The organism is Subdoligranulum sp. DSM 23681 (assembly GCF_057005535.1).
On sequence record NZ_CM168050.1, the window covers coordinates 1,533,923 to 1,558,447 of the forward strand.

The following is a 24,525-nucleotide window of genomic DNA, read 5'->3' on the forward strand; positions in this document are numbered from 1 at the left end:
AGGTGCCGCGCAGCGGCGGAGGGGTTGTAAACCCTGCGTTTCTTGCTTCCGGGGTAGCGGCAGCCTGCCGGGAACTCCTTCCTTTTCGTGCCCGAAAAGGAAGGACACTCCGGCAGGCAGCCGCTTGCCCACACAAATTCCAACCCACACGCGGGCGCATCCCCAAAATTCACTCCCCCGCAGAAAGGCGGTTTCCCTTTGTCTTTTCACCCCGTACTAAAATTACCCAAATTCTTCCGCACCCTTCTCACCGCCCTGGCGGTGGCGGTGCTGTCGGTTGCGCTGACTTTTCTGATGCACAACCAGGATACCTTCCGCACCGGCTTCTGGGACGATTACTCCCAGTCCCTGGTCTTTGCCCGCATTCTGCAGATGCAGCAGGACCAGAGCGCCCCCGGCGGGTTCCTGGGCAGCTACACCGGCCAGTTCGGCGATACCCAGAACCGCTACCTCTACCGGGAAAACACCCCCGTCACCCCCGACCAGTACCTGAGCTACACCCACCAGTCGGGGCTGCAGGGGCTGGGGTTCGGGGTGCTCAACAAGGTGTTCTCGGTCTGGCAGGACAACGGCGAAGCCCGGGAACGGATGCTCTACGCCGCCAACAGTATTTTGTTCTACGCCGTGTCCCTCTGCCTGTGCATCGGGCTGTGGCGGACCTTCGGCGCCCCGGCGGCCATGGGCTGGATGGCGGCGGTGCTGCTCTCCCCCTGGGTGCAGCGGGGGATGAAGGACCTGTACTGGTGCCTGTGGACCTGGCTGCTCCCCGCCCTGGCGGGGCTCATCCTCTGCGCCGCCACCAAAAAGCGGCATACCACCCCTTCCTGGGCCTATTTCCTGGTCTTTGCCGCCGTGTGCGTCCGGTGCATGTGCGGGTTTGAGTTCATCTCCGCCTTCCTCATCCTGGCGGAAGTGCCCCTCTTCCTCTGCTGGGTGCTGGCCCTGGGCCAGAAACGCCCCGCCCGGGGCTGGTTTTTCCGCATGGTCCGCACCGGTTTTGCCGCCCTGGCCGGGGTGGTGGCGGCCCTGGCCGTCTGGCTGGTGCAGAGTTACCTGTATTTCGGCACCTGGGCCGGCGCCTGGGACAACGTGGTGTCGGCGGCCCTGCGCCATACCACCGGCGGCACCGCCACCGCGGCGGCCATGCTGGACCGGTACTTTGTGCAGGGGGAAGCCGTGCTGCAGTTGGGCCCGGTGGGCATCACCCCGCCGGTGTGGCTGGGCATCTGCGCCGCCTTCTTTGTGCTGGCGGCGGTGGTGCTGGCGGTCCGCCGCCGCGCCCTGCCCCCGGCTTATGCCGGGTTGGCGGCCCTCTTCCTGCTGGGTCTGGCGGCCCCCATCAGCTGGATGGTCCTGGCCCCCGCCCACTGTGAACCCCACCCCCATCTGATTCCCATGCTGTGGAATTTCGCCTTTGCCCCGGCGGGGGCGGCGGCCATCGGCGGTCTGCTCCGGCTGATGGTACAAAAAGCCCCGGCGCCTGCTGCGGCCGCACAATCCCCCGCCCAACCCGGAAAGGAGGACCCCCATGCCGGAACCCCATGACCAATTCTTAGTGCAGAAATACACCCTGCTGCCCCTGCTGGCCCGGGACGGCATGGTTTCCTGTTTTCTGCTGCTGGTGCTCAGCGTGGCCCTGCCCGCCGCAGATGCGGTCTTTTTCCGCCAGCGGGACGCCTACCTGCCCGGTACGGTGCTGGGCTTTGTCATGGCGGTGCTCCTGGGAACGTGGGCGATCGTCTGTCTGGCGCTGGCCCGCCGCCGTGACCTGGACCCCGAATGGCTGGACCTGTGCGCCCGCACCATCCAGGCCGGACCCTTTGCCCCCGGCGCCGGACCGGACCTGCCCCCCGGTACGGTGGCCCATTTCTGGGAGATGCCCACCCCGCCGGTGCGGGCGGTGTCGGTGGGGGTGATCCTGCTGCCGGCGGCGGTGCTGCTGTCGGTGTTTCTGCCCCGGTACCGGGCCGGCGCCCGGACCATCGAGGAAAACAAAGAGCTGGCCACGGCCGGACTGGAATCGGTGGCCGAGACCCTGGAGGACGGGGGCTGCACCGACGTGTGGTACAGCGACCCCAGCGACTTTTACGCCGAGTACGGGTATACCGTTTCCGGATATCTCCAGGGCGGGGAAGAGGTGTTCATCGGCCCCGAGGACGTGAAGCTGTCGGCGGTGGTGGACAACCACGGCCAGCTCATCGAAGTGGACTACATCGTGGGGGTGGATATCGAGAAAAGCCTGGAAGAAAATCTGGACCGGGCCCGCACCCAGCTGGAACAGGGCAGGAAAGTGCTGCGGGACATTGAGATCCCCACCAAGAGCGGCGACCTCTTCGCCCCCGAACTGCTGCCCGACGAGTTCACCGAAAAGATGCCCGGGGTCTACCCTTATGAAAATACCTATTCCTGGCAGGAAGAAGCCGACGGCGTGACCGTCAGCACCGACTACTACACCTACCCGGAGGAAGAATACGGCGAGTACGACTGTGCCTACATCCGGGTGGCGGTGTCCTGCCCCGACGCCTGGGAGTAAACAACCATACAAACAAACACCCCGTTTCCGGTCTGCCGCATAAGCGGACCCGGAAACGGGGTGTTTTGTATTTCGGAAGGGATCACGCCTTTTCTTTTGCCGCTTCCCGGCCCACCAGGGCGGCAAACAGCAGCATCCCGGCGCAGGGGATGACGTTGCAGGCCATACCGGGCAGCAGTCCGGCGGTGTCGGCCACCAGCCCGATGATCCAGGGCATGAGGATGGCACCCAGCCCCGCCACCGGCAGCATGACCCCCATGCTGGTCACGCTGGTCATCCGGCCGGCGCAGGCCACGGCGGTGGGGTTCATGCCCGCAATGGACAGGGCAAACAAAAACAGCAGCAGCAAAGCCGGCACCTGGGTGCGAGCCAGCATCAGCCCGCCGTAAAAGACGGTGCAGCCCAGCCCCATGAAGATCATGGCCCGGTAAGGGTTCCTGGGCGGATGCACAAAGGCCAGATACAGCCGCCCCGCCATGGTGGCGCCCCACAGCAGGGTCACGGTGTAGGGGCTGACGGTGCCGCTCAGGATCCCCTGGTCCTTGAAGTAGGTCACCAGCCAGCCGGTGACGCTGGTCTCGGCGCCGTTCTGGCAGAAGAGCAGGGCCGTGAGCAGCCAGAACTTGGGGCTGCGGCAGAAACTCCAGTCCGGGCGGGCGGCACCCTGCCTGCGCCCGGTCAGGGAGGCGGGGGCCATGGCAAAGGCCAGGAACAGCGCGGCGCCGCACACCGCCAGCACGGCCGTGGGGCCGTTCACCCCGAAGGCCGCCGCCGCGCCCGCCGCCACAAAGGGGCAGAGCAGCGCGCCGCAGGCGTAGCAGCTGTGCATGGTGTTCATGCCCCGGGTGCGGTCGGGGACGTTGTCGCCCACCAGGATGGTGCAGGCGTTGATGGACCCGCCCTTGGCCAGACCCACCAGGGCAAAGGCGGCGGTAAGAAGCCATACCTGCCCCGATACCCCCATCAGGGCATAGCCCAGGGTGTATCCGGTGCCCAGGATCAGGGTGGTGGTTTTCAGGCCCAGACGTCCGGACAGGACCCCGGCCAGGAATCCCGCCACCAGGTTGCCCACGCTCATCACCGAGATCAGGGACCCGGAGATGCCGTAGGCCAGACCATACCGCTGCTGCAGCAGACTGACGATGACGCCGCTGCTGATGGCACAGATGCCGCTGAGGAAAAACGCCGCAAAGCCCACGTTGCGGGCCCGCACGGAGGGGTTACCCATAACAAATCTCTCCCATACAAAAAAAACGCACGGACAGAAAAGGCCCTGGGGGCGCCCTCTGCCCGTGCGAAAGTTCAGACGTCCGTGGAAAAGACCAATCAGCCCTGCAGGTGAATGTGCTGGGGCACGCCGTTGATATAGATGGGCGTCAGCTCCGCCTGGATCAGCGGGCGGGCATAGGTCTCAAATTTTTCGTTCACATGCATGCCGTCGGGGGTGATCCAGTCGGCGGGCACGCACTTTTCCTGGTTGGCCACGGCGGCCACGTCCACCGTGGTGGTCTCGGTGCGGTAGGGCGTGTCGGACAGCCGCACGATGCCGCACATCTTGCCGGTCTGGCCCGCAAAGGCGGCCTCCACCGCGGCGCCGCCCACCTGGTAGGCCTCGGTGATGTCGGTGCGGCTGGCCAGATGGGAGGCACACCGCTGCAGGGTGGAGAACTCGATGGCCCGGGTCTTGCAGCCCAGCCGCACCCGGATCAGGTCGGCCAGATACCGGCTGGTGCCGGACAGAATGGCCTTGTGGCCGAAGGCATCCAGCTGACCGGCGGTGCTCACCAGGTCGCACAGGAAGACCCCGTCCTTGTTCTTCACGCCCTCGCTGGCGGCGATGATGACATTTTTCTTGTCGGCGGTCAGGGCGGCCACCCGCTTCAGGAACACTTCCTCGTCAAAGGTGCGCTCGGGCAGCAGGATGATGTCCGGTCCGGCGCTGTCGCTGCCCGCCGCCAGAGAGGCGGCCCCGGCCAGCCAGCCGGTGTGGCGGCCCATGATCTCGGCCACCGTCACGCTGCGCAGGTCGTAGACGCCGGAATCGCAGATGACCTCCTTCAGGATGGTGGCAATGTACTTGGCCGCGCTGCCGTAGCCCGGGGTGTGGTCGGTGCCCATCAGGTCGTTGTCGATGGTCTTGGGCACCCCGATGAACCGGATCTCGCTGTTGACGGCGGCGCCGTAGGCCGCCAGCTTGGCGATGGTGTCCATGGAATCGTTGCCGCCGATGTACAGCACCGCCCCGATGGAATACTGTTTGAACAGCTCGAAGAGGGTCTTGTAGGGCTTGTCGTTCACGGCAAAATCCGGAAGCTTGTGGCGGCAGCTGCCCAGGAAACTGGACGGGGTGCGTTTGAGCAGTTCGATGGCCATTTTATCGCCCAGCTGGTCGTTCAGGTCCACGATGCGGCCTTCCAGAAGACCTTCAATGCCATACTGCATGCCGTACACATGGGGCGCGCCGAACGCGCGGGCGCTCTCAAACACGCCGGCCAGACTGGAGTTGATGACGGCGGTCGGTCCGCCCGACTGCCCGACGAGAAGATTATACGCCATAAGTCTTTCACCTTCTTTGGGTTGATTTTGTGCGTAAAAACTTGCACATAGATTTGCACATAGATTTCTATTTTACATTGTATGCGACAAATCCCGAAAAGGCAAGCCTTTTACACCACCGGATGCCCCAGGGCATAGGTCTCGATGGCGGCGGCCACCCCGTCGTGGTTGTTGTCCAGGGTGATGACGTCGGCCGCGGCCTTCACTTCGGGAAAAGCGTTGGCCATGGCCACGCCCAGTCCGGCCATCCGGATCATTTCCAGGTCGTTGCCGCTGTCCCCGCAGGCCATCACCTGGTCTTTGCGCAGGCCCAGGGTCTCGGCCAGGGCCATGAGGCCCCGGCCCTTGTTCACACCGGGGGCGTTCAGTTCCAGGTTGTCCTTCACGCTGCTGGTGGCGTCCACATCGGGGCATACGGCCAGCACGGCCTCCCGGGCGGCGTCCCGGACCTGGGTGTTCTCATACATGATGCTGAACTTTTCCACCTCGCCGGGGCGGCTGCGGATGAGACCGGCCAGGTCCTCCACCACCACCCGGCTGTCCCGCACATAGGACAGCAGTTCCGGCGGGCAGCAGGCTTCCACCCGGGCGGCGCTGGCGGGGTCGGTGTAGCATTCCCCGTTCACGAACAGGCTCAGGGAGGAAGGGAACTTCTGCACCACTTCCAGCAGCTGCAGGGCCATGTCGGTCTCAAAGGGCAGGGTCACAATGGCCTTGCCGGTGGCCAGTTCCACCACGCTGGCCCCGTTGGAAGTCAGGGCGTAGCGCACCCCCGGCATATGCAGGAATTCTTTGGGCACGCCGGTCACCGACCGCCCGGTGGCGGGGATCACGTCGATGCCTGCGTCCAGGGCGGCGCGGATGGCTGCCAGGGTGCGGGGGCTGATGTGTTTCTGGTCGTCAAAGACCGTGCCGTCCAAATCCAGCGCGATCAGGCGGATGTCCTGCATGATGCTGCCTCCTTGCGGGTGTCCGCGCCCCGGAAGGCGCGGGTGGTATTCTTTGTCAATTTCCACAAAGATTGTACCGCAAAATTCGTCAGTTTGCAACCGGTCCCCTTGCGTTTTTTGGCCTTGCTGTGTTACACTGTTGCCACAGACAAAGGAGGGGTGCGGGGTGAAAAAACCGTCCGCCGTCCGGCTGTGGCCCCTGGACGGGCTGCGGGGGCTGGCCATGGTGAACATGGTGGTGTACCACGGCATGTATGACTGGGTGTATGTCTTCGGGCAGAAGTCCTCCTGGTACGATATCTTCTCCCCCGGCTGCCATGTGTGGCAGCAGTACATCTGCTGGAGTTTTCTTCTGCTGGCGGGGTACAGTTTCAACCTTTCCCGCCGCCCGGTGAAAAACGGGCTTCTTGTGGCCGGGTGTGCGCTGGTGCTCACCGCCGTGACGGTGGTCTTTCTGCCCGCGGAGGCCATCTGGTTCGGGGTGCTGCATCTGGTGGGGTGTGCCATTCTGCTCTGCTGCGCCGTCCGGCCGCTGCTGGAAAAAGTGCCGCCCCTGCCGGGGCTGCTGGGGTCGGCGGCGGTGTTTTGCCTCACCAACCAGCTGCCTTCGGGGTATCTGGGGTTCGAGGGCTGGCACCTGTGCCCGCTGCCGGCATCCCTTTACCGGGCCAATCTGTTCTGGCTGGGCCTGCCGGACCTGACAAGATTTTCCTCCGCCGATTATTTCCCCCTGCTGCCCTGGCTGTTTTTGTTCCTGTGCGGGTATTTTGTGGGGCGCATGCAGCTGCCCCTGCCCAAAGGCAGGGCCCCGGCGGTGCTGCGTCCCCTGTGCTTTGCGGGGCGGCACAGCCTGCTTGTCTACATGCTGCACCAGCCGGTGCTGTACGGCGGGCTGTGGATTTTATTTAATTTGTAAACTTTGTGCAAATTTCGCCGAAGCGGCGAAAACGTGGTTGACAGGCGGCCTTTCCATATAGTATACTTTTGTTTACTGGTTGATTAGAAATTTTTGACCGGCAAACTCCTGTCTAAAGACCAAGGGAGGGATAAAGATGTCGGAGATCCGTGTCAAGGAGGGCGAATCCCTGGAGAGCGCCCTGCGCCGTTTCAAGCGCAGCACTGCTCGCAGCGGTGTCCTGGCCGAAGTGCGCAAGCGCGAGGCGTATGAGAAGCCTTCTGTGCGCCGCAAGAAGAAGTCCGAAGCCGCCCGCAAGCGCAAGTATAAGTAAATCTCGGCAAAGGCGGCGTTGGGCCGCGTTTGATGAACCCGTGTTTACAAAAGGAACGGCAAAGCAGACCCGCTGCGGTGGGTCTGCTTTTTGTTTTGGCGTACCGCCCGGAAAGTCTCCCCTGTGTAAGGGGAGGTGCCGCGCAGCGGCGGAGGGGCTGTTGGCTTTCTCTTGTTTCTTGTTTTTTGGCAGGCGGCAGTCTGCCGGGTGGGCCTTCCTTTTCGTGCCCGAAAAGGAAGCGAAAAGGGCCCGCCGTTCCGATGCGGCGGCCGCCGGCTGGGGCTGCGGCCCCAGACCCCAAGATGCGGCCACCTGACGACGGCCTACTCAGGCCCTGGGGGGCCTGAGCAAGGAAAAATTTTTAAAATCCGTACGGGAAAGTGGCTGGCAACCCATAGCCTGCCATTAGCAGCATCCTGCGGGAAATGGTTTTAAAACCATTCCTTGTTCACCGGCCCCCAGGCCGGTGAATAGGCCGTCGTCAGGTGGCCGCACTCCCCGGGTCCAGGGCCGCAGCCCTGGTCGGCGTCCACCGCATCGAAACGGTGGCGGTTTTTCCGTCGCTTTTTGGCGGCAAAAAGCGACAACTCTCTGGCAAGCACCCGCTTGCCAAAAAGAAACAACTCTCCCGCAAGTACCCACTTGCCAAAAAACGGCAACCCCACGGTTGCCAGCCGCTCACCCGGCAATCATCGACTTTTCATCGGTTCACAACCGATATAACCAAGGAGTCCCACCATGCTGCTCACACCCGAAATCATCTTCCGTCATGTGGAATCCATCACCCCGGAATTTCTGCGCAGCCGCGGCATCCGGGCGCTGGTGCTGGATGTGGACAACACCCTCACCGGCGACGGCAGCCAGCAGCTGGACGCATCTGTCCAGACCTGGCTGGACACCATGCGCGCCGCCGGCATCTCCCTGACCATTGTTTCCAACAACACCGCCAAGCGGGTGCGTCCCTTTGCGGGGCGGGTGGGTCTGGCCTTTGTGCCCCTGGCCTGCAAGCCCCTGCCGGTGGGGCTGTTCGTGGCCCGGCACCGGCTGGGGGTGCCCCGCAGCGCCATGGCCATGGTGGGGGACCAGATCTTCACCGACCGGATGGCGGCGGGGCTGTACGGCATCCAGTGCCTGTATGTGCTGCCCCGCACCCCCCACGACAAAAACAAGGTGGTGCGCCTCAAGCGCAAGCTGGAAGCCCCCTTTGTGCGCAAATACTATGCGAAAGGCGGTGTGACCCATGAATGAGTCTCCCCGTTTCGGCACGGCGGGCCTGTCGGACAGCTTCAAGGCCTCCGGCGGCAAGACCCCGGCGGACATCGCCCGGTTCACCGCCTCCTTCGGCCTCACCGCCTTTGAGTACCAGTGCGGCCGGGGCGTGCGCATCAGCGCCGACCGCGCCGCCGAACTGGGCGCCGCCTGCGCGGAACAGGGCATTGTGCTTTCGGTGCACGCTCCCTACTACATCAGCATGAGCAGTCTGGAGGAGGAAAAACGCCTGCACAGCGTGGATTACATCCTCCAGAGCTGTGCCGCCGTCAAGGCTATGGGCGGGCGCCGGGTGATCTTCCACACCGGCAGCTGCGGCAAGCAGAGCCGGGAAGCCGCCCTGGAAAAGGCCCTGGACACCCTGACCCGGGCCCAGAAGGCGGTGGACGAGGCAGGCTACGGCGACTGCATCCTCTGCCCCGAGACCATGGGCAAGGTAGGCCAGCTGGGCACCCTGGACGAGGTGCTGGCCCTGTGCGCCGTGGACAAGCGCATCACTCCCTGCATCGACTTCGGGCATCTGTACGCCCGCAGCCGGGGCCAGGACCTGGCCGACCCGGAAGGCAAGGGCTACGCCGCCCTGCTGGACCGGCTGGAGGAAGCCCTGGGGGATGAGCGGGCGAAAAACTTTCACGCCCATTTTTCCCGCATCGCCTACACCGACGGCGGGGAGAAGATGCACCTGACCTTCGCGGACACCCAGTACGGCCCTCCCCACCAACCCCTGATGAAGCTGCTGAAACAGCGGGGCCTGCACCCCACCATCATCTGTGAATCCGCCGGTACACAGGCGGAGGATGCAGCGACTTTGCGAAAGGCGTTTGAGGAGGCGTAAGGGCAGACGGCAGTCTGCCGGGGGAACGGCAGGTTGCCGTTTAGTCCTTCCTTTTCGTGCCCGAAAAGGAAAGGCTTCCCGGAAAGATGCTGTTTCCCCTAAAAAAACATCCCTTCAAATCCCCAATTTCTCCGCATCTGTGCCCCAAAACACTTGCAATACGCCAAGTTTTCGGGTAAAATATCAACAGGTATGTTTTATTTGCATCAACTTTAATTCTGTAATCGGAGGAATCCATTTATGATCTCTGCAGGCGAATTCCGTAACGGCGTCACCTTTGAACAGGACGGCCAGGTTCTCCAGGTCGTGGAGTTCCAGCATGTCAAGCCCGGCAAGGGCGCTGCGTTCGTGCGCACCAAGACCAAGAACGTCATCACCGGTTCCGTGGTCGAAACCAGCTACAACCCCACCGCCAAGTTCCCCCAGGCCTTCATCGAGCGCAAGGAAGTGACCTACAGCTACGAAGACGGCGGCCTGTATCACTTCATGGATAACGAGACCTACGATGATATCCCGGTCAGCGCCGACGACGTGCCGGAGAACTTCAAGTTCTGCAAGGAGAACGAAGTCTGCAAGCTGCTGTCCTACAAGGGCAAGGTTTTCAGCGTGGAAATCCCCAACTTCATCGAGCTGGAGATCACCGAGACCGAACCCGGCTTCAAGGGCAACACCGCCACCAACACCCTGAAGCCCGCCAAGGTTGAGACCGGCGCCGAGATCCGCGTGCCCCTGTTCATCAACGAAGGCGACAAGATCCGCATCGATACCCGCACCGGCGAGTATATGGAGCGCGTCAACTGATTTTTTGTGCCTGAGCCGGGCCGCGGGTCTGCCGCGCCCCGGCTTTTTGCACCCCGCAAAGGGTGCGCGATCTGTTTGCAAAACAAAGGAGGTACCCCCCCATGGCTATGGACCTGAATGCCAAGGCCGCCTACATCCGCGGCCTGATGACCGGCATGGAATTTGACCCCAACAGCAAGAACGGCAAGATCATTGCCGCCATGATGGACCTGCTGGAAGAGATGGCGGCCACCGTCACCGAGCACGACCAGGCGCTGGACCAGGCCTTCGATGAGCTGGATGCCATCGACGAGGACCTGGACGACCTGACCGACGCCCTCTTTGACACCGACGACGAGGACAAAGAGGACGCCCAGGAGGACGAGGCCGAATACGAGGTCACCTGCCCCAACTGCGGCGCCGTCACCACCGTGGACGAGGACACCCTGCTCAACCAGGAACTGGTCTGCCCCAACTGCGGCGCAGCCTTTGACATCGAGCTGGCCCCCGACGAGGAGGACGGCTCCGGCAACATCCCCATCTCTGACGAATAATTCCCACTCTTGCAGCGCCCCGGCCCCGCCTTCTGCAGGCGCACCGGGGCGCTTTTTGCATCCCAAAGGGGGAACACCATGCTGCAGACCGCCCAACTGATCCTGCCCGTCCTGGCCGCCCTTCTCTTCCTGTGGTGTGCCGGGGTGTGCGTGGCAGGCACCCTGCACCCCGCCGCCCTGCGCCCGCTGCCGCCCGGGGACACCCCGCCCCGCTGGAAATGGCGCCATGCCGCCGCCGTCTGCCTGCTCATCGCCCTGGTGTGGCAGGCGGTTTTCTGGACCGCCGCCCTGGTGCGGTACCCCGACCTGGACCCCCTGGCCGCTCTCCAGGCCCAGTATTTCGGCAACACCGACGCCCGCCATTACATCGACCTGGCCCAATACGGCTACGGGGCAGGGGAGGACTTCCCCGAACAATACCTGATGATCGTCTTTTTCCCCCTCTTTCCCGCCCTGCTGCGGCTGCTCAACCCGCTGGGCTGGCTGGACTGGGGAGCGCTGGCCCTGCTGGTGCAGCTGCCGCTGTTCGCGGCGGCGGGGGCCAACCTGTATCTGGTGCTGGCGGGACGGTTCGGCCATCGTCGGGCCCTGTGGGCCCTGGCCTTCACGGCGGTGGGGCCGGGAAGCCTCTTCTTCTTCGCCCCCATGACCGAAAGCCTCTTCCTCCTCCTCTCCACCGCCTGCGTCCTGCTGCTGGAACGGCAGCACTGGGCCCTGTGCGGTCTGGCGGGGCTGCTGGCCGCCCTGACCCGGGCCCCCGGGGCCCTGCTCTGCGGGCTGGTCCTCCTCTGGCTGGTGGGGCGGGCGGTCTGCCGGATGCGCGCCCCCGGCCCCGGGGCGGTGCTGGCCCTGGCCGGCCCCCCGGCGGGGCTGGGACTCTATTTTCTGCTGAACAAGGCGGTGTACGGCAGCTTCACCCAGTATGCCGTCTACCAGAAAGAACACTGGGACCAGGGCCTGGGCCTGTTCACCCACACGGTGCGCTACCACCTGCACTACCTGGCCCGCTGGTGGGACAGCGACCGCACCGCCGCCGTCTTTGTCTGCGGCACCGCCCTGGTCATGATCTTTCTGGTGCTGGGTGCCCTGGCCCTGGCCGCCCGACGGCTGCCGCCCCACTACCTGGGATACGCTCTGGCCTACTTCGCCCTGACGGCGGGGGCTACCTGGGCCATCAGCCTGCCCCGGTACTTCTCCGCCTGCTTCCTGCTGCCGGTGCTGCCGGCGGTTCTGCTGAAAAAGACCGGCACCCGGGCCGCGGCCCTGGTGGTCTGGGCGGCGCTGGGTGTGGTGTATACGCTGGAATTCTTCGCCCAGGGACCGATTTACTGAAACGGAAAAACAGCCCCTTTCCCCAAAAAGCCGGGGGAGAGGGGCTGTTTTGCACCGGAAAATCACAATTTGTGGAAAACTTTTCCGTTGGGACCGGACCGCAAACAAAAAAGCTCCGCCGTGAAGGTCCACGACGGAGCTTTTTTAACCATGTGCGGTCGGAAGATTATTCCGGCTGGATGGCACCGGTCGGGCAGACGCCTTCGCAAGCGCCGCAATCGATGCAAGTAGCGGCATCGACAACAGCCTTGTCGGCCATGCTGATAGCACCGACGGGGCAGGTGTCAACGCAGGCGCCGCAAGCAACGCATTCGCTGGAAACGGTATGAGCCATGGTGATACTCCTTATCTCCGTGCATAGTGTATTGCACGGCGGCCGCTTTGCACGGTGGGACGGTTCGCCGACACGCGGAAACACCATACAGGTACGGCCCTCCGCGTTTTCCCTATTGTAGCACCGGCCCTGCGGGTTATGCAAGCCTAACTTAGCAATTTTATGCACAATTCCCGGACATTCTGTACAAAAAAAGAGTTGCCCCAGCGCAACTTTTTTCACGGCGATGCCAAAATCTGGCCCAAAAACCCTCATAAAAACATTTTGGGGGCCGGGGGCGGCGCTTGTGCGGCGGGGCGGGGGTATGCTATACTTTTACTGAGAAGGTTTGCCCAAAAAATCAGTTCTGGGTGCGGATACTTTGGATATATTGCCGGGGCGTGGTGCCGTATTCGGCCCGGAAAGCCCGGTAGAAGTTGGCGTAATCCCCGAAACCGCAGTAGCCGCAGGCCTCGTTGGGGGCCACGCCTCCCGCCAGCAGCTGCTTGGCGATGAGCAGGCGTTTCTGCAGAATATACCGGTGGACGGTGGTGCCCACCTGGGCGTCGAACTTGCGCAGCAGGTGGTATTTGCTGATGAAGAATTTTTCCGCCAGCATATCCAGGGTCAGGGGTTCGTTGTAGTGCTCGTTGATGTAGGCCAGCACCGCGTCCACCACCCGGTCGGTGGAGCAGTCGGCGTTGTTCTGGCCCCGGCGGTCGGCGGCGGCCCGGTTCAGTTCCACCAGCAGGGATACCAGACATCCGGTGGCCAGCAGGTCATCCCCGTAGCCGTCCCGGGCGTGGAGTTCCCCCAGGGTTTCCAGTTTCTGGCGCATGGCGGCGCTGGCCGCTCCGGGCAGCCGCAGCAGGTTGGTGTGCCCGGGCACGGTGGTGTCAAAGCACCGGGTCAGGCTGGTGCGCGGGCTGGAAAGCCGTTCCAGATAGGGCCGCGCCACCCACAGCACGATGCGCTCGTAGGGTTCGGCGTCGGTGGAGATCCGGGCCTGGTGCAGTTCCAGCGGGCTGACCAGCATGATGTCCCCGGGACGCATCTTGTACAGATGATTCTCCACAATGTAGTTTACCTGCCCCCGCAGCAACAGATAGATCTCGTAAAAATCATGATGGTGCAGCGCCACCTCGTTCATGTAGGTGCTGCGGTAGCGGTACACCTCAAAATCCGATGCGATCATGGTCTGACGGCGGGTGTAAGGCTGGAATGTTGCAGACATGGGGGGACCTCCTTGTGATCGGCAGATGGCTGCCGGCCGTTGGGTTGTTCCTTTTTGGCAGGCGGGAGCCTACGGGGGAGTCCTTCCTTTTCGTGCCCGAAAAGGAAGCGAAAAGGGCCCGCCGTTCCGATGCGGCGGCCGCCGGCTGGGGCTGCGGCCCCAGACCCCAAGATGCGGCCACCTTACGACGGCCTACTCAGGCCCTGGGGGGCCTGAGCAAGGAAAATTTTTTAAAATCCGTACGGGAAAGCAGCTGGCAACCCATAGTCTGCCATTAGCAGCGGCTTGCGGGAAATGGTTTTTAAATCCATTCCTTGTTCACCGGCCCCCAGGCCGGTGAATAGGCCGTCGTCAGGTGGCCGCACTCCCCGGGTCCAGGGCCGCAGCCCTGGTCGGCGTCCACCGCCTCGAAACGGTGGCGGTTTTTCCGTCGCTTTTTGGCGGCAAAAAGCGACAACCAAACGGCTGGCAGCCGTCTGCCAAAAGAGGAAAGGCTTCTCGGCAAGCAGCCGACGTCCCGGCAGCCAAAAAACTCCTCGCTGAACCCTCAAAAATCCATCTTTTGGAATCATTCGGCACAACTTGGGTTACCCTTTGATTGTACCGCAATTTTCGCAATCTTTCAAGCAATCCCGTCAATTTAACTTGTAAAAAGAACAGCGTATACTAGGGGACAGAAAGGCGGACGGAAAGCTTCGCCCGCCGCCCCTTTGAGCAACTGTTAAGGAGTGTGTATCATCATGCAAATGAACGCTGCATCCATCAAAAACCAGAAGGCCGAATGGGAAGCCCTGGGCGTCAAACTGCCCGCTTTTGACCACGAAGCCGTCGCCGCCGCCACCAAGGCCCATCCCATCTGGGTCCATTTCGGCGCCGGCAACATCTTCCGCGGCTTTGTCGCCGCCCTGCAGCAGCGCCTGCTGAACGAAGGCCTGTCCGACAAGGGCATCATCGCAGCCGATACCTTCGACTACGACATCATCGACAAGATCTACACCCCTTACGACTGCCTGACCATGAACGTCACCCTGAACCCGGACGGCACCACCAGCCGTGAGATCATCGGCTCCGTGGCCGAGGGTCTGCGCGCCAACTCCGCCGACGCCGAGATGATGGCCCGCTTCAAGGAGATCTTCACCGATCCCGGCCTGCAGATGATCTCCTTCACCATCACCGAGAAGGGCTACGCCCTGTACCGTCCCGACGGCAGCCTGATGCCCGTTGTCCAGGCCGACATGGACGAAGGCCCCGACCATGCCCGCCATGCCATGAGCATGGTGGCCGCCCTGCTGTTCGAGCGTTTCAACGCCGGCAAGTATCCTCTGGCCGTGGTCAGCATGGACAACTGCTCTCACAACGGCGAAAAGCTGCAGTCCAGCGTCATGACCGTTGCCAAGGCCTGGGCCGAAAAGGGCTATGTGGGCCAGGACTTCATCGACTACCTGACCGATGAAAACAAGATCACCTTCCCCTGGTCCATGATCGACAAGATCACCCCCCGCCCCCACAAGATCGTGGAGGAAGCCCTGGCCGCCGACGGCATCGAGGGCATGACCCCCATCGTCACCTCCAAGAACACCTTCATCGCCGCCTTCGTCAACGCCGAGCGTCCCCAGTACCTGGTCATCGAGGACAAGTTCCCCAACGGCCGTCCCGCTCTGGAAAAGGCCGGCGTCTATATGACCGACCGCGACACCGTCAACAAGACCGAGCGGATGAAGGTCACCACCTGCCTGAACCCCCTGCACACCGCCATGAGCGTCTACGGCTGCATGCTGGGCTACACCCTGATCTGCGATGAGATGAAGGACGCCGACATCGTCGCCCTCATCAAGCGCCTGGGCTATCAGGAAGGTCTGCCTGTGGTGGTCAACCCCGGTATCCTGGACCCCAAGGCCTTCATCGACGAGGTGGTGGAGCAGCGCCTGCCCAACCCCTTCATGCCCGACGCTCCCCAGCGTATCGCCACCGATACCTCCCAGAAGGTGGGCATCCGCTTCGGTGAGACCATCAAGAGCTATATCGCCGAAGGCCGCGACCTGAACACCCTGGTCTCCATTCCTCTGGCTCTGGCCGGCTGGCTGCGTTACCTGCTGGCCGTGGACGACGAAGGCAAGGCTTTCGAAGTCTCCGCCGACCCCCTGAAGGACGACCTGCAGGCCAAGCTCGCCGGCATCGAGGTGGGCAAGCCCGAGACCTACAACGGTCAGCTGAAGGAGATCCTGAGCAACGCTTCCATCTTCGGCACCGATCTGACCCAGACCGTCCTGGCCGACAAGATCGAGAAGTTCTTCGTGGCGGAACTGGCCGGCCCCGGCGCCGTGCGCAAGACCCTGCACGAAGCCCTGCAGTAATCCAACGCTCCTTTGGAGTGTGATTTGAACCCAATATAAAGGAGGACAACCTATGCCTATGCAAATGGGATGGCGCTGGTACGGTGAGGGCAACGACCCCATCACCCTGGGCGACATCAAACAGATCCCCGGCGTTTCCACCATCGTCTGGGCCCTGCATGACAAGATGCCCGGTGAGATCTGGGAAGTGGACGAGATCAAGAAGGTCGTGGACCAGATCGAAGCCGCCGGCTTCAACGCCGACGTGGTGGAGTCTGTCAACGTGCACGACGACATCAAGATCGGCCTGCCCACCCGTGACCAGCTCATCGAGAACTACAAGCAGTGCATCCGCAACCTGTCCCAGTTCGGCGTGAAGGTCATCTGCTACAACTTCATGCCCATCTTCGACTGGACCCGCACCGACCTGTTCCACCCGGTGGGCGACGGCTCCACCGCCCTGTTCTACCAGAAGGACATGATCCAGGACGACTACAAGGCCATGGCCGAGTACATCCTGAACTTCACCGAGAAGTACAACATGACCTTCCCCGGCTGGGAGCCGGAGCGCATGGCCAAGCTGGACGAGCTGTTCAAGGCCTACGCTCCCGTCACCAAGGAGAAGCTGTGGGAGAACCTGAAGTACTTCCTGGAAGCCATCATGCCCACCTGCCGTGAATGCGACATCAAGATGGCCATTCACATGGACGATCCCCCATGGGATATCTTCGGCCTGCCCCGCCTGATGGTGGACGAGGAGAGCATCCAGCGCTTCCTGACCATGGTGGACGATCCGTACAACTGCCTGACGCTGTGCTCCGGCAGCCTGAATGCCAACCCCAACAACAACGTTGCCGACATCGTGCGCAAGCATTGCGACCGCATCGCTTTCGCCCACATCCGCAACATCCACCACTTCCCCAACGGCGACTTCTCCGAGGCTGCTCACCGCGACTGCTGCGGCGAGACCGGCATCATCGAGATCCTGCGCGCCTACCATGACTGCGGCTTTGAAGGGTATATCCGTCCCGACCACGGCCGTCAGCTGTGGGAGGAAGGCCCCGGCAACTGCCGCCCCGGCTACGGCAAGTACGACCGTGCCCTGGGCATCCAGTATATGCTGGGCGTCTGGGACCTGCTCGACCGTCTGGACGAGGAAAAGAAGAAGTAAAACAAGGCTGTTTTTGCCTTTGTTTTTGGCCCGCATCTGCCCGGTGCGGGCTTTTTTTGTTTGGCTGCTTGTTTTTGGGGGAGAACGGCATCTTGCCGTTGGGGTGTTCCTTTTGGCAGGCGGGAGCCTGCCGGGGGAACGGCTGCTTGCCGTGGTGTTGTTCCTTTTTGGCGTCAAAAAGGAACCGAAAAACCGCCACCGTTTCGAGGCGGTGGACGCCGACCAGGGCTGCGGCCCTGGACCCGGGGAATGCGGCCACCTGACGACGGCCTACTCAGGCCCTGGGGGGCCTGAGCAAGGAAAAAGATTTGAAATAGCGTGGCCAGCAGGCCGCTGGCAAAACGGAAGAGTCTGACAGGGTTGGGTGCAACTTTGCGAAAGGTTTCCGGCCAGCATTTGTTCCCGGGCAATGGTATTAAATCCATTCCTTGTTCACCGGCCCCCAGGCCGGTGAATAGGCCGTCGTCAGGTGGCCGCATCTTGGGGTCTGGGGCCGCAGCCCCAGCCGGCGTCCACCGCATCGGAACGGTGGGACTTTTCGCTTCCTTTTGGTCACAAAAGGAAGGACACTCCCGCAGCCAGCCGTCTGTCAGAAAACCGCATTGGAACGGCGGGCCCTTTTCGTTTCCTTTTCGGGCACGAAAAGGAAAGAGTCAACGGCTGCCAGCCGTTACCTCAGCAGACGGCCGTCTGCCGTCAGCCGCAAAAAGCCCCCATTGTTTACATGTGAATTTCCCCCCGCCCCCTTGTACCGGCGGGGAAAATCGGGTATAATAAACTGAGATTTTCAAACTGCGGGGGTGTATCCTGCCCACCGCGCACCATCTGATTTTCCCCTGGAGGGTACTGATATGAGCCTGAAAAAACGTCTGGGCGCCCTGGCGCTGGCCGGGGTCATGGCCCTGACTCTGTCCGCCTGCAGCCCCAAAGAGATGCTGTCCAGTGTGATCCTGAAAACCGCCACCATCCTGGGCTTCCGGGATGAGAACGCCGGTGATGAGGACGAAGCCCCCGAGAAGAAGGCGGAAGCGGGCGGCAGCATCACCTTCCCCGAAGGGATGGAGACCACCGGCCGCTTTGTGAATGAAGTCCACGGCGACACGCTGTACATCGCCTTCAACGGCATTACCAACCGCAGCACCGACTACTTTGTGGCCGGCGGCGACAGTATCACCATCACCGGCTACGCCACCACCGACTCCGCCACCATCAACGAGTTCAAGGCCGCCATCTGGGAACTGTCCGACGACCGCACCCAGACCAGCTATGTGCAGGGCACCACTGTGTATTTTGCCACCGGCGGCGACTGCTCCACCGCCACCATCTCCGGCCTGACCCCCGGCAAGATGTACAAGGTGTATATCAGCTATGATTCCAGCAGCTACTACATCACCGGCGGCATGACCGTCACCGGCGTGGGCAGCGAGGAAATGACCACTGTCGAAAACGACGAATCCTGATCACAGCAAAGTGGCCGGCCCCCGGGCCGGCTTCTTTTTTGCCGTCCCGGATGGGACGGCGGGCTGCCGGGATAACGGCAGTCTGCGGGATAGTTGTTCCTTTTTGGCAGGCGGTTGCTTGCCGTTTGATCCTGCCTTTTCGTGCCCGAAAAGGAAGCGAAAAAGTGCCACCGTAGTGTTGTTGTTTTATCGGCAAGCGGGTGCTTACCGGAGAGTTGTCGCTTTTTGCCGCCAAAAAGCGACGGAAAAACCGCCACCGTTTCGAGGCGGTGGACGCCGACCAGGGCTGCGGCCCTGGACCCGGGGAATGCGGCCACCTGACGACGGCCTACTCAGGCCCTGGGGGGCCTGAGCAAGGAAAATGATTTGAAATGGCGTGGCTGGAAGGCTGTTTATAAAGCGGCCGAGCTCAACTGGGCTGGGTACACCCTTGCCGGATGCCTCCGGTCAGCGTTTGTTACCGGGCAATGGTATTAAATCCATTCCTTGTTCACCGGCCCCCAGGCCGGTGAATAGGCCGTCGTCAGGTGGCCGCATCTCGGGGTCTGGGGCCGCAGCCCCAGCCGGCGGCCGCCGCATCGGAACGGCGGGCCCTTTTCGCTTCCTTTTCGGGCACGAAAAGGAAGGACTATCCGGCAGACTCCCGTCTGCCAAAAAACAACCACCCCGGCAGGTCCGGCCTGCCCAAAACAGGAGGAACACCATGCATCATCCCACCTTCGACCGTACCCAGCTGCGCAACACGCTGCTGCTGGTGCTGGGCGCCCTGATCTGGGGCGTCGCCTTTGTGGCCCAGAGCGTCGGCAGCGGCTATGTGGGCGCCTACACCTTTCTGGCGGCCCGCAGCTGGCTGGCCTGCGCCTTCCTGCTGGGGCTGATGTTCGTGCGCCACGGTATCCGCCGCCGCCAGGGTTCCCGCCTGCCCTTCTGGATCAAGCCCAGGACCCTCTTCTGGGGCGGGGTGTTCTGCGGCACCGCCCTCTTTGCGGCCTCCGCCGCCCAGCAGATGGGCATCGGCACCACCAGCACCGCCAAGGCCGGTTTCCTCACCGCCCTGTATGTGGTGCTGGTCCCGGTGCTGGGCCTGTTCGCAGGCCGCCGCCCCGGCGCCAAGCTGTGGGTCTGCGTGGCGGTGAGTGTGGCCGGACTGTACCTGCTGTGCATGGCCGGGCGGGATACCCTCTCCCTCACCGGCGGCGAATGGCAGCTGCTTCTCTGCGCCCTGTTGTTCAGCATCCAGATCATGCTGGTGGGACATTTCGGCCCCCAGCTGGACGGCGTGCAGCTGAGCTTTGCGGAATTCCTCACCACCTCGGTGCTGTCCACCATCTTCATGTTCATCTTTGAATCCCCCGACCCCGCCCAGCTGGCCGGGGCGGCGGTGTCCATCCTGTACTGCGGCATCCTGTCCAGCGGCGTGGGCTACACCCTGCAGATCATCGGCCAGAAGGACCTGGACCCCACCATCGCCAGTCTGGCCATGTGTCTGGAAAGCGTCTTCAGCGCCCTGGCCGGCTGGGTGGTGCTCCGCCAGACCCTCACCCCCGTGGAGACCGCCGGCTGCTGCCTGATGTTTGCGGCCATCGTGGGGGCCCAGCTCCCGGGCCGCAAACCCGCTGACCAGACCGCCGCCCAACCGGCACCCCGGTCCTGAAACCGGTGGCACAACCCATCACCACCAAAGGAGGCGGCGGCCCGTGTGGCACCCCATCAAGCACTATAAAACCATCCACCATCACAAGATGCTGGTCATGCACTACTGCTTCCGGTGCGGCCTCTACCGCCAGGGCCTGCTCCATGACCTGAGCAAGCTGTCCCCGGTGGAGTTCCTGGCCGGCGCCAAATACTGGCAGGGCAACTGCAGCCCCAACAACGCCCAGCGCAAGGCGGAAGGCTACAGCGCCGCATGGCTGCATCACAAGGGCCGGAACAAGCACCACCTGGAATACTGGATCGACTATTCCCCCACCGGACCTTACGCCCTGGCGGGGATGCGGATGCCCGAGCGGTATGTGGCCGAGATGGTCTGCGACCGCATTGCCGCCAGCCGCAACTATATGGGGGAGAAGTACACCGACGCCTCCGCCTGGGAGTACTACGCCCGCAGCAAGGACCACTATGTCATGCACCCGGACAGCCGTGCCCAGCTGGAGACCGCCCTTTCCATCCTGCGGGATGAGGGGGAGGACGCCTGCTTCGCCTATGTGCGCACCAGGCTGCTGGGCAAGGCAAAATAAACCAAGAGGGGAGAACGCAGCGTATGTCATTTGAGAGCGTACAGAAATACCTGGAACAGTTCGGTCTGGCCGACCGGGCCATGAACCTGTCGGAATGCAGCGGCACGGTGGCCCAGGCCGCCGCCGACCTGGGCTGTGAGGAAGCCCGCATCGCCAAGACCATGGCCTTCCTCACAAAGGAGGGCGCCATCCTGGTGGTCATGGCCGGGGATGCCCGGGTGAACAACAGCCTGTACAAGGCCAGATTCGGCACCAAGGCGGTGATGATCGCCCCCGACCAGCTGCCCGGGCTGGTGGGCCATCCCATGGGCGGGGTCTGTCCCTTCGACCATGTGGCCGGGGTGCCCGTCTACCTGGACGAAAGCCTGCGCCGGTTCGAGGTGGTCTATCCCGCCGCCGGCACCAACCACAGCGCCGTGCGGCTGACCATTCCGGAACTGGAACGGTCGGTGCAGGAGTTCGCCGGATGGGTGGACATCGGCAAGGGCTGGCGCCCGGAAGAAACCTGAGATACAGCGCCGGGGACGGGAAGCACCGTCCCCGTTTTTTGCCCGCCCGGTCCGGCGGGCCTTTTTTTGCGGCAGCCACTGGCGCAGCGGCGGGATGTGTGGTACGCTGATACCAGATACTTGACCATGATACAAGGAGGAACCTGTCATGCAGCCATTCAGCCCCGCACAATGCACCCTGGGCATCGAATTCGGCTCCACCCGCATCAAGGCGGTGCTGGTGGGGCCGGACCATGCCCCCCTGGCCCAGGGGGATTTCACCTGGGAGAACAAGCTGGAAAACGGCCTGTGGACCTACGACGACCCGGCCATCTGGGCCGGCCTGCAGGCTGCCTATGCCGCGCTGGCCGCCGACGTCCGCACCCGGTACGGTACCGCGCTCACCACCGTGGGCTGCATCGGTATTTCGGCCATGATGCACGGGTATCTGGCCTTTGATGAGGCCGGAGAGCTGCTGGTCCCCTTCCGCACCTGGCGCAACACCAACACCGGCCGCGCCGCCGACGCCCTCACCGCCACTTTCGGGTTCAACATCCCCCAGCGGTGGAGCGTGGCCCATCTGTACCAGGCCATGCTGGACCGGGAAGCCCATCTGCCCCGGCTGCGCTTCTTCACCACCCTGGCCGGGTATGTGCACTGGCGGCTCACCGGGCGCAAGGTGCTGGGGGTGGGGGATGCCTCGGGCATGTTCCCCATCGACAGCCGCACCGGACAGTATGACCGGGCCATGCTGGAACAGTTCAACACGCTGGCGGCGGAGCAGGAATACCCCGTGGACCTGGCCGCCCTGCTGCCCGCCGTACTCCCGGCGGGGGCGGAAGCCGGTGTGCTGACCCCGGCGGGGGCGGCCCTGCTGGACCCCACCGGCACCCTGCAGCCCGGTGTGCCCCTCTGCCCGCCGGAAGGGGATGCGGGCACCGGCATGGCCGCCACCAACAGCGTGGCGCCCCGCACCGGCAACGTCAGCGCCGGTACCAGCATCTTTGCCATGGTGGTGCTGGAACACCCCCTGGGCCGGGTCTACCCCGAGATCGATCTGGTCACCACCCCCGACGGGGCGCCGGTGGCCATGGTCCACTGCAACAACTGCACCAGCGATATCAACGCCTGGGTGGACCTGCTGGCCGAAGCCGCCGCCCTGTGCGGGGCGGAGGTGGACAAGGGGGCCCTCTTCACCGCCCTGTTTGAGCGCTCCCTGCAGGGGGCGGCAGACGCGGGGGGCATCGTGCCGGTGAACTACTATTCCGGCGAGGGCGTCACCCACTTCGACGCCGGATGCCCGCTGCTGCTCCGCCGTCCGGACAGCCGGCTGGATCTGGCCAACTTCATGCGGGGGCAGATCTACTCCGCCATGGCCACCCTGGCCATCGGGCTGGACATCCTGCGCCGGGAACAGGTGGGGGTGGACAGCCTCACCGGCCACGGCGGCCTGTTCAAGACCCCCGGCGTGGCCCAGCGGTATCTGGCCGCAGCGGCGGGGGCGCCGGTCACCGTCATGCGCACGGCGGGGGAGGGCGGTCCTTACGGCATGGCCCTGCTGGCTGCCTACGCTTTGCACCGGGCTCCGGGCCAGACCCTGGCCGACTACCTGGGCACCCGGGTGTTTGCCGGGGCCCGGTCCCGCACCCTGACCCCCGACCCGGCGGACGAAAAGGGATTTGCGTCCTTCCTGGGCCGGTACCGGCAGGCCCTGGCCGCCGAGCGGGCCGCCCTGGACGTGGAGTAAGGCCGGGATGTTGCCGGGACCTTTTCAAAGCGGCCGGATGTGTGGTATAGTAATCAGTGGAAAAACGGCCGGTCTGGCGGGGCTTGCCCCCGGTGTGGCCGGATCATATTGATAAGGAGCGTATTACCATGGCAGAGTATCTCATTTTTACCGACTCTACCGGCGACCTCACTCCGGCACTGATCGAGAAGGCCGGACTGCAGGTGCTGCCCATGACCTTTACCCTGGACGGCGCCACCTACCGCAACTATCCCGACGGCCGGGAGATGCCGCTGGCCGATTTCTACAGCAAATTGCGCAGCGGCAGCATGTCCACCACCAGCCAGGTGACCCTGGCCGACTTTGAGGACGCCTTCACCCCGGTGCTGGAACAGGGCACCGATATTCTGTACCTGGCGTTTTCCAGCGGGCTGTCCGGCACCTACCAGGCCTCCAACCTGGCCGCCCAGGAACTGATGGAAAAGTTCCCCGGCCGGCGGGTCCTCACGGTGGATTCCCTCCAGGCCAGCATGGGTGAAGGTCTGTTCACCTACCTGGTGGGGATGTACGCCCAGGGCGGGGCCACGCTGGACCAGGCCGCCGACTATGCCCGCAAGCTGGCGCCTTCGGTGTGCGCCTGGTTCACGGTGGATGACCTGATGTTCCTCAAGCGGGGCGGACGGTGCAGCGGTGCGGCCGCCGTGGCGGGCACCCTGCTGGGCATCAAGCCGGTGCTGCATGTGGACGACGAAGGCCACCTGATCCCCATGGAGAAGGTCCGCGGCCGCCGCGCCAGTCTGGACGCCCTGGTCAAGCACTACCAGGCCACCGCCCTGGATGTGACCGGGGGCACTGTGTTCCTGAGCCACGGCGACTGCCGCGCCGACTGCGACTATGTGGCGGACAAGCTGCGGGCCCTGGGCGTGAAGGACCTGCACATCGGCGACATCGGCCCGGTCATCGGTGCCCACAGCGGCCCCGGCACTGTGGCGCTGTTCTGGGTGGGCAGCAAACGGTGATGGCTGTCTGACAGTTGATACAACAATAAGGCCCCGGACGGGGGGAGTGTTTCTCCCTGTCCGGGGCGTTTTTTTGTTTGTGGGAGTGTGGTTCCTTTTTGGGCAAGCGGGTGCTTGCCGGAGAGTTGTTCCTTTTTGGCGTCAAAAAGGAACCGAAAAACCGCCACCGTTTCGAGGCGGTGGACGCCGACCAGGGCTGCGGCCCTGGACCCGGGGAGTGCGGCCACCTGACGACGGCCTACTCAGGCCCTGGGGGGCCTGAGCAAGGAATGGATTTTAATGGCATAACCAGAAGGCCGCTGGTAAAGCGGGAGAGCACAACCGGGCCAGGTACAACCTTACCGAATGCTTCCTGTCAGCACCCGTCAACGGGAAATGGTTTTTAATCATTTCCTTGTTCACCGGCCCCCAGGCCGGTGAATAGGCCGTCGTAAGGTGGCCGCATCTTGGGGTCTGGGGCCGCAGCCCCAGCCGGCGGCCGCCGCATCGGAACGGCGGGCCCTTTT

Annotated in this window: 23 protein-coding genes; 17 read left to right on the forward strand and 6 right to left on the reverse strand. The window is 63.4% G+C overall.

The features are described from left to right. The first annotated feature begins 198 nt into the window (after positions 1–198). Positions 199–1,545 carry a hypothetical protein gene (locus AC127K_RS07105; protein WP_483722126.1) on the forward strand — a complete coding sequence of 449 codons (1,347 nt, stop codon included), beginning with the start codon at positions 199–201 and terminating at the stop codon, positions 1,543–1,545. Next, the gene (locus AC127K_RS07110) at positions 1,529–2,533 is read left to right on the forward strand and encodes a hypothetical protein (protein WP_483722127.1); all 1,005 of its coding nucleotides are present in this window, start codon (positions 1,529–1,531) and stop codon (positions 2,531–2,533) included. The genes AC127K_RS07105 and AC127K_RS07110 overlap by 17 nt, the downstream gene beginning before the upstream one ends. 82 nt (positions 2,534–2,615) lie before the next feature. Here AC127K_RS07110 and AC127K_RS07115 read toward each other — a convergent pair whose 3' ends face one another. From AC127K_RS07115 to AC127K_RS07125, 3 genes are all read right to left on the reverse strand, one after another. Beyond that, entirely contained in the window at positions 2,616–3,761 is a 1,146-nt protein-coding gene (locus AC127K_RS07115; protein WP_483722128.1) for an MFS transporter, read from the reverse strand. A gap of 98 nt (positions 3,762–3,859) precedes the next feature. Then, complete coding sequence (locus tag AC127K_RS07120) at positions 3,860–5,089, reverse strand: 6-phosphofructokinase (protein ID WP_294542630.1); 1,230 nt, start codon at positions 5,087–5,089, stop codon at positions 3,860–3,862. Between the two features lie 110 nt (positions 5,090–5,199). Next, positions 5,200–6,039, reverse strand: a complete 840-nt coding sequence (locus AC127K_RS07125; RefSeq protein ID WP_483722129.1) for a Cof-type HAD-IIB family hydrolase — start codon at positions 6,037–6,039, stop codon at positions 5,200–5,202. Positions 6,040–6,205: 166 nt separating this feature from the next. Between AC127K_RS07125 and AC127K_RS07130 the strand changes: the two genes are divergently transcribed. Next, the gene (locus AC127K_RS07130) at positions 6,206–6,955 is read left to right on the forward strand and encodes a heparan-alpha-glucosaminide N-acetyltransferase domain-containing protein (RefSeq protein WP_483722130.1); all 750 of its coding nucleotides are present in this window, start codon (positions 6,206–6,208) and stop codon (positions 6,953–6,955) included. 136 nt (positions 6,956–7,091) lie between these two features. Then, on the forward strand, positions 7,092–7,268 hold the full coding sequence (gene rpsU, locus AC127K_RS07135) for a 30S ribosomal protein S21 (protein ID WP_087170910.1): 177 nt from the start codon (positions 7,092–7,094) through the stop codon (positions 7,266–7,268). Positions 7,269–7,699: 431 nt separating this feature from the next. Here the strand turns inward: rpsU and AC127K_RS07140 are convergent, their stop codons facing one another. After that, positions 7,700–7,957 (reverse strand): hypothetical protein, encoded by a 258-nt coding sequence (locus AC127K_RS07140; RefSeq protein WP_483722131.1) that lies wholly within the window; start codon positions 7,955–7,957, stop codon positions 7,700–7,702. Positions 7,958–8,006: 49 nt separating this feature from the next. On the opposite strand from AC127K_RS07140, the gene AC127K_RS07145 reads away from it, so the two are divergent. The 5 genes from AC127K_RS07145 (at position 8,007) to AC127K_RS07165 (ending at position 12,038) form a co-directional block, all read left to right on the forward strand. Further along, complete coding sequence (locus AC127K_RS07145; protein WP_483722132.1) at positions 8,007–8,516, forward strand: YqeG family HAD IIIA-type phosphatase; 510 nt, start codon at positions 8,007–8,009, stop codon at positions 8,514–8,516. After that, positions 8,509–9,372, forward strand: coding sequence for a TIM barrel protein (locus AC127K_RS07150; protein ID WP_483722133.1), 864 nt, complete (start codon positions 8,509–8,511; stop codon positions 9,370–9,372). The genes AC127K_RS07145 and AC127K_RS07150 overlap by 8 nt, the downstream gene beginning before the upstream one ends. A gap of 240 nt (positions 9,373–9,612) precedes the next feature. Next, the gene (efp, locus tag AC127K_RS07155; RefSeq protein WP_483722134.1) at positions 9,613–10,173 is read left to right on the forward strand and encodes an elongation factor P; all 561 of its coding nucleotides are present in this window, start codon (positions 9,613–9,615) and stop codon (positions 10,171–10,173) included. A 101-nt stretch (positions 10,174–10,274) separates the two neighbouring features. After that, entirely contained in the window at positions 10,275–10,706 is a 432-nt protein-coding gene (locus AC127K_RS07160) for a CD1247 N-terminal domain-containing protein (protein WP_483722135.1), read from the forward strand. Between the two features lie 78 nt (positions 10,707–10,784). Continuing rightward, positions 10,785–12,038, forward strand: a complete 1,254-nt coding sequence (locus AC127K_RS07165) for a hypothetical protein (RefSeq protein WP_483722136.1) — start codon at positions 10,785–10,787, stop codon at positions 12,036–12,038. A gap of 166 nt (positions 12,039–12,204) precedes the next feature. Here AC127K_RS07165 and AC127K_RS07170 read toward each other — a convergent pair whose 3' ends face one another. Both AC127K_RS07170 and AC127K_RS07175 read right to left on the reverse strand, forming a co-directional pair. Continuing rightward, positions 12,205–12,372 (reverse strand): DUF362 domain-containing protein, encoded by a 168-nt coding sequence (locus AC127K_RS07170; protein ID WP_204648064.1) that lies wholly within the window; start codon positions 12,370–12,372, stop codon positions 12,205–12,207. A gap of 340 nt (positions 12,373–12,712) precedes the next feature. Continuing rightward, complete coding sequence (locus AC127K_RS07175) at positions 12,713–13,585, reverse strand: helix-turn-helix domain-containing protein (RefSeq protein ID WP_483722137.1); 873 nt, start codon at positions 13,583–13,585, stop codon at positions 12,713–12,715. A 740-nt stretch (positions 13,586–14,325) separates the two neighbouring features. Here AC127K_RS07175 and AC127K_RS07180 point away from each other — a divergent pair. The 8 genes from AC127K_RS07180 to AC127K_RS07215 all read left to right on the forward strand — a co-directional run bounded on the left by AC127K_RS07180 (position 14,326) and on the right by AC127K_RS07215 (position 24,019). Then, entirely contained in the window at positions 14,326–15,939 is a 1,614-nt protein-coding gene (locus AC127K_RS07180) for a mannitol dehydrogenase family protein (protein ID WP_483722138.1), read from the forward strand. 52 nt (positions 15,940–15,991) lie between these two features. Continuing rightward, positions 15,992–17,089, forward strand: coding sequence for a mannonate dehydratase (uxuA, locus tag AC127K_RS07185; RefSeq protein WP_483722139.1), 1,098 nt, complete (start codon positions 15,992–15,994; stop codon positions 17,087–17,089). 851 nt (positions 17,090–17,940) lie between these two features. Beyond that, complete coding sequence (locus AC127K_RS07190) at positions 17,941–18,549, forward strand: hypothetical protein (protein WP_483722140.1); 609 nt, start codon at positions 17,941–17,943, stop codon at positions 18,547–18,549. A 703-nt stretch (positions 18,550–19,252) separates the two neighbouring features. Continuing rightward, on the forward strand, positions 19,253–20,203 hold the full coding sequence (locus AC127K_RS07195) for a DMT family transporter (RefSeq protein ID WP_483722141.1): 951 nt from the start codon (positions 19,253–19,255) through the stop codon (positions 20,201–20,203). Between the two features lie 88 nt (positions 20,204–20,291). After that, a complete protein-coding gene (locus AC127K_RS07200) occupies positions 20,292–20,786 on the forward strand; it encodes a DUF5662 family protein (RefSeq protein ID WP_294542903.1) in 495 nt (164 codons plus the stop codon). Between the two features lie 23 nt (positions 20,787–20,809). Further along, the gene (locus tag AC127K_RS07205; RefSeq protein WP_294542900.1) at positions 20,810–21,295 is read left to right on the forward strand and encodes a YbaK/EbsC family protein; all 486 of its coding nucleotides are present in this window, start codon (positions 20,810–20,812) and stop codon (positions 21,293–21,295) included. A gap of 148 nt (positions 21,296–21,443) precedes the next feature. Beyond that, the gene (locus AC127K_RS07210) at positions 21,444–23,021 is read left to right on the forward strand and encodes a xylulokinase (protein ID WP_483722142.1); all 1,578 of its coding nucleotides are present in this window, start codon (positions 21,444–21,446) and stop codon (positions 23,019–23,021) included. Positions 23,022–23,149: 128 nt separating this feature from the next. Next, positions 23,150–24,019 (forward strand): DegV family protein, encoded by an 870-nt coding sequence (locus AC127K_RS07215; RefSeq protein WP_294542902.1) that lies wholly within the window; start codon positions 23,150–23,152, stop codon positions 24,017–24,019. Positions 24,020–24,525 lie beyond the last annotated feature (506 nt).

Bases quoted from the DNA above. Each gene is read 5' to 3' on its own strand.
- AC127K_RS07205 (WP_294542900.1), top strand. From the start codon at position 20,810: ATGTCATTTGAGAGCGTACAGAAATACCTGGAACAGTTCGGTCTGGCC.
- AC127K_RS07150 (WP_483722133.1), top strand. From the start codon at position 8,509: ATGAATGAGTCTCCCCGTTTCGGCACGGCGGGCCTGTCGGACAGCTTC.
- AC127K_RS07160 (WP_483722135.1), top strand. From the start codon at position 10,275: ATGGCTATGGACCTGAATGCCAAGGCCGCCTACATCCGCGGCCTGATG.
- AC127K_RS07170 (WP_204648064.1), bottom strand. From the start codon at position 12,372: ATGGCTCATACCGTTTCCAGCGAATGCGTTGCTTGCGGCGCCTGCGTT.
- AC127K_RS07195 (WP_483722141.1), top strand. From the start codon at position 19,253: ATGCATCATCCCACCTTCGACCGTACCCAGCTGCGCAACACGCTGCTG.
- efp (WP_483722134.1), top strand. From the start codon at position 9,613: ATGATCTCTGCAGGCGAATTCCGTAACGGCGTCACCTTTGAACAGGAC.
- AC127K_RS07110 (WP_483722127.1), top strand. From the start codon at position 1,529: ATGCCGGAACCCCATGACCAATTCTTAGTGCAGAAATACACCCTGCTG.
- AC127K_RS07190 (WP_483722140.1), top strand. From the start codon at position 17,941: ATGAGCCTGAAAAAACGTCTGGGCGCCCTGGCGCTGGCCGGGGTCATG.
- AC127K_RS07215 (WP_294542902.1), top strand. From the start codon at position 23,150: ATGGCAGAGTATCTCATTTTTACCGACTCTACCGGCGACCTCACTCCG.
- AC127K_RS07165 (WP_483722136.1), top strand. From the start codon at position 10,785: ATGCTGCAGACCGCCCAACTGATCCTGCCCGTCCTGGCCGCCCTTCTC.
- rpsU (WP_087170910.1), top strand. From the start codon at position 7,092: ATGTCGGAGATCCGTGTCAAGGAGGGCGAATCCCTGGAGAGCGCCCTG.
- uxuA (WP_483722139.1), top strand. From the start codon at position 15,992: ATGCCTATGCAAATGGGATGGCGCTGGTACGGTGAGGGCAACGACCCC.
- AC127K_RS07125 (WP_483722129.1), bottom strand. From the start codon at position 6,039: ATGCAGGACATCCGCCTGATCGCGCTGGATTTGGACGGCACGGTCTTT.
- AC127K_RS07120 (WP_294542630.1), bottom strand. From the start codon at position 5,089: ATGGCGTATAATCTTCTCGTCGGGCAGTCGGGCGGACCGACCGCCGTC.
- AC127K_RS07175 (WP_483722137.1), bottom strand. From the start codon at position 13,585: ATGTCTGCAACATTCCAGCCTTACACCCGCCGTCAGACCATGATCGCA.
- AC127K_RS07115 (WP_483722128.1), bottom strand. From the start codon at position 3,761: ATGGGTAACCCCTCCGTGCGGGCCCGCAACGTGGGCTTTGCGGCGTTT.
- AC127K_RS07145 (WP_483722132.1), top strand. From the start codon at position 8,007: ATGCTGCTCACACCCGAAATCATCTTCCGTCATGTGGAATCCATCACC.
- AC127K_RS07210 (WP_483722142.1), top strand. From the start codon at position 21,444: ATGCAGCCATTCAGCCCCGCACAATGCACCCTGGGCATCGAATTCGGC.
- AC127K_RS07180 (WP_483722138.1), top strand. From the start codon at position 14,326: ATGCAAATGAACGCTGCATCCATCAAAAACCAGAAGGCCGAATGGGAA.
- AC127K_RS07200 (WP_294542903.1), top strand. From the start codon at position 20,292: ATGCTGGTCATGCACTACTGCTTCCGGTGCGGCCTCTACCGCCAGGGC.